Below are 3,849 nucleotides of genomic sequence, written 5' to 3'. Positions count from 1 at the left end.
GACCCACCCGCTCTACCCGGAGCTGCCGAAGGTGTCCAAGTAACACCCGGTAACACCCGATGAGGGTCCGGGAAGTGCGCTGGACGCACTTTCCGGACCCTTCGTCATCACGGGAACTTCGCGTTCCCACACCGCGGGTCTTCCAGGCCGAGCCCTGGAACCCGCACCTACTTTAGGGCCGGCCCGGCCGGTCTCGTTATACCTAAGGAAGTGATCTGCGATGGCAATCAGCGTCTTTGATTTGTTTTCTGTGGGTATCGGCCCTCATCCAGCCACACCGTGGGCCCGATGCGCGCGGCCCATGCCTTTATCTCCCATGTCGTGAACAAGGGATACCTGGAGCAGCTGGAAACCGTGCGGGTTGATGTCTACGGTTCGCTGGCTGCCACCGGGCGGGGACACGGCACCTTCACCGCCATCCTGCTGGGGCTGGAGGGCTACGAGCCGGAAAGCATCCTGCCCGCACAGGTCGATGAGCGCCTGGCCGACATCGAATCCGGCGCACCGCTGCGACTGGCCGAGCAGCTCGCTCCCGCAAGGACATCACCTACTCGGTGCCCGACATGATCCAACACCCGCTGACCATCCTGCCCCGGCACACCAACGGCGTGAAGTTCGCGGCGCTGGACGCCAGCGGTGAAACGCTGCTGGAGGAGACCTTCTACTCGGTGGGCGGCGGGTTCATCGTCAAGGACGGCGCCGAGGAACGGATCGAGAAAAACCTCGAGGAAAAGGTCAAGGCCCAGCCCTACCCGTTCACCACCGCCGCGCAGCTGCTGGACTACTGCGCCGAGACCGGCAAGTCGATCGCCCAGATCATGCTCGCCAACGAGGAAACCTGGCGCACCCGGGAGGAAATCTACTCCGGCTGGTGCACATCTACAACGTCATGGAACAGTGCAAGGACTCGGCGCTGGAACGCACCGGGGTGCTGCCCGGTGGGCTGAACGTCCGCCGCCGCGCGCCGGAATGGCATGCCCGGCTGCGCAAGGAGGACAAGGACCGCGACCCGGTCTACTGGCAGGAGTGGATCAACTCGTGGCGCTGGCCGTCAACGAGGAAAACGCCTCCGGTGGCCGGGTGGTCACCGCCCCGACCAACGGGGCCGCCGGCATCATCCCAGCCGTCCTGTTCTACGCCACCCATTACGCTCCGGGCGCCAAGTTCTGGAACGAGGAGGAAAAGCACGAGGCCGTGGTCAAGTTCCTGCTCACCGCCGGGGCCATCGGCGTGCTCTACAAGGAGCAGGCCTCCATCTCCGGGGCAGAGGTCGGCTGCCAGGGTGAGGTCGGTTCGCTTCCTCCATGGCCGCCGGCGGCCTGGCGGAGGTGCTGGGCGGCACCCCCGCCCAGGTGGAGAACGCCGCGGAGATCGCCATGGAACACAACCTTGGTCTGACCTGCGACCGATCGGGGGACTGGTGCAGATACCGTGCATCGAACGCAACGCGATCGCCGCCTCCAAGGCGGTGAACGCCGCGAAGATGGCCCTGATGGGCGACGGGCAGCATCACGTGACGCTGGACGAAGTGATCATCACGATGCGCGAAACCGGCAAGGACATGAGCGACAAGTACAAGGAAACCGCGATGGGCGGCCTGGCCGTCAACGTCGTCGAATGCTGATCGCCGACGCCTGAGCCGCGGCGGCAGCACCGTCGGCGGCCGCGGACACCCAACGGTGGCGGAATGCTCCGCCACCCGTTGCCATTTAACGCGGTGAGCCCCGGGACTGGAGAAACACCCCTTGACCGCGCCGTCATTAGTGGGGACACACCTTTAAAGCGCTCACCCGGCATCGTTCGATGCCTGGCAGCGTTCCACCGAATGCGGCCCTGCCGGGGCGTCACGGGCTGTGAGATTCGCGGCACCGATTCGGGAAAGCAACCGTTCGGTGATAGAACTAAGTGGTAAGGATACGTTCCGGGGTGCCGATCCCCGACCAATCCAGGAGGTGAACCGCATGGAAGACGGACCGAGTCGATCTACCACCACGCGAACCTCCGTTCCCTCTTTGTTCCTGGTCCGCTAGCCCGGAAGTACTCAGTCATGCACGGGGGTCTCGCGACCATGACCCCATTCGCCAGCGCGCCAGCTGCCTGACCAGTAGATTTATCCCCGCATCCAAGAAGCGGGCTTCGTTCCGGGCTTCCTGCAGAAGCCCGCGGAAATCTGCGGAAGGGCGGGTCTCGGCGCGCCCCTGAACCGTGTTTGGACTGATGTCAGTGAACACCACCGACAAGGTAGATTTCTCAACTACTTCCCGTATGATCCGTCGCGCCATTGACGAGCGCGACATGGCCGAACTGTCCCGGGTGCTGGACGCCTGGAGGTCCCCGAGGTGCTTGAGCACCTGGAAAGCCTGCCGCTGAAGGACTCGGCGATCGCCTACCGGATGCTGCACAAGGACCGGGCCATGGACGTCTTCGAGATGCTCGACGCCCCCGTGCAGGCCGAACTGCTCGAGGCCATGCAGGGCCACCCGGTCACCGAGGTCTTTGCCGCGATGGACCCCGATGACCGGGTGGCGCTGCTGGATGAGCTTCCCGCCCAGGTCGCCGCGAAACTGCTGCAGGGCCTGGGGGAGCGTGAACGGCGTGAAACCAATGTGCTGCTGGGCTACTCCTCCGGGTGGTGGGCCACGTGATGAGCCGAACTTCGTCACCACCCACCCCGGTCTCAGCGTCGCCCAGACGATGCGGCGCATCCACCGGGTCATGGACGATGTGGAAAGCATCTACACCGTGCTGATCACCGACGGCGCGCGGCGCCTGGTCGGGGTGGTCAGCCTGCGTGAACTGATGGGGGCGGATGATGAGCAGCTGGTCGGCGAACTGGCCAGCGAGCCCTACACCGCCACCGCGAACGAACCGGTGGCGGTCGCTGCGCGGCGCACCATCGACACCCGGGTGATGGTCATGCCCGTGCTCGACCTGGAGGAACGGGTCGTGGGGGTGCTGACCATCGACGATGCCATCCGGCTGATCGACCTGGAGGAAGAGGAGCGTTCGGCGCGCGGAGCCGGCACCGAACCGCTGCGCCGCCCCTACCTGACCACCCCGATCCGCTCACTGGTCAAGTCCCGGCTGGTGTGGCTGCTGGTGCTGGGCATCGGCGCGACCCTGACCGTGCAGGTGCTCTCCAGCTTCGAGGAGACCCTGGAGTCCATGGTGGTGCTCAGCCTGTTCATCCCGCTGGTGGTGGGCATCGGCGGGAACACCGGCAACCAGGCGGCCACCACCGTGACCCGCGCCCTGGCGGTTGGGGACATCCGGGTGGCGGACCTGGGCCGGGTGCTGCTGCGCGAGGTGCGCGTGGGCGGGATCCTGGGGTTGTGCCTGGGCTCGCTGGCGCTGCTGATCGCCAGCCTGGTCTTTGACCTGCAGGTGGCGGTGACCATCGGCATCACCCTGGTGGCGTTGTGCACGATCGCCGCGGCCGTGGGCGGGATCATGCCGATCATCGGCAAGCTGCTGCGGGTGGATCCGGCGGTGTTCTCCAACCCGTTCATCTCCACGTTCGTCGACGCGGCCGGACTGGTCGTGTACTTCAGCGTCGCCATGAGCGTGGTGCAAAACTTCGGCGGGATGTAGCGGCGCCGGGGTGTGACACCGCCAACATTTGGGCACCGAGCGCGTGCGGGACGGAATAATCCCGCCGGCCGCGGTGTCACACCTAGCATGGCGCAAAGCAAACTCTTTACCCCCATCACCATTCCCACCCGCGACGGGCAGGGCCTTGAGCTGCGCAACCGCGTGGTGCTGGCCCCGATGTGCCAGTACGCGGTCGACGCCCGCGACGGGGTGCCCACCAGCTGGCAGCTGGTGCACCTGGGCTCGATGGCCCACGGC

General features: G+C 65.9%; 3 protein-coding genes and 1 pseudogene. All 4 read left to right on the top strand.

The window, feature by feature from the left end:
• Window positions 1–220: 220 nt before the first annotated feature.
• The 4 genes and pseudogenes from JCM19049_RS09360 to mgtE all read left to right on the top strand — a co-directional run bounded on the left by JCM19049_RS09360 (window position 221) and on the right by mgtE (window position 3,591).
• Window positions 221–1,624 (top strand): annotated as a pseudogene (locus tag JCM19049_RS09360) (L-serine ammonia-lyase).
• Window positions 1,625–2,217: 593 nt separating this feature from the next.
• Window positions 2,218–2,370, top strand: a complete 153-nt coding sequence (locus JCM19049_RS19855) for a hypothetical protein (protein ID WP_279402858.1) — start codon at window positions 2,218–2,220, stop codon at window positions 2,368–2,370.
• Window positions 2,340–2,645 (top strand): magnesium transporter MgtE N-terminal domain-containing protein, encoded by a 306-nt coding sequence (locus JCM19049_RS19850; RefSeq protein ID WP_279402857.1) that lies wholly within the window; start codon window positions 2,340–2,342, stop codon window positions 2,643–2,645. The genes JCM19049_RS19855 and JCM19049_RS19850 overlap by 31 nt, the downstream gene beginning before the upstream one ends.
• Complete coding sequence (gene mgtE, locus JCM19049_RS09355; RefSeq protein WP_279402856.1) at window positions 2,587–3,591, top strand: magnesium transporter; 1,005 nt, start codon at window positions 2,587–2,589, stop codon at window positions 3,589–3,591. The genes JCM19049_RS19850 and mgtE overlap by 59 nt, the downstream gene beginning before the upstream one ends.
• Window positions 3,592–3,849: the final 258 nt, after the last annotated feature.

It is taken from the genome of Arthrobacter sp. JCM 19049 (genome assembly GCF_001310435.1).
The sequence above is the reverse complement of the archived record's forward strand: the minus strand, read 5'-3'. Positions and strand labels throughout refer to the sequence as shown.

Coding starts and splice junctions, on each gene's coding strand:
- JCM19049_RS19855 (WP_279402858.1), top strand. CDS start 2,218: ATGTCAGTGAACACCACCGACAAGGTAGATTTCTCAACTACTTCCCGT.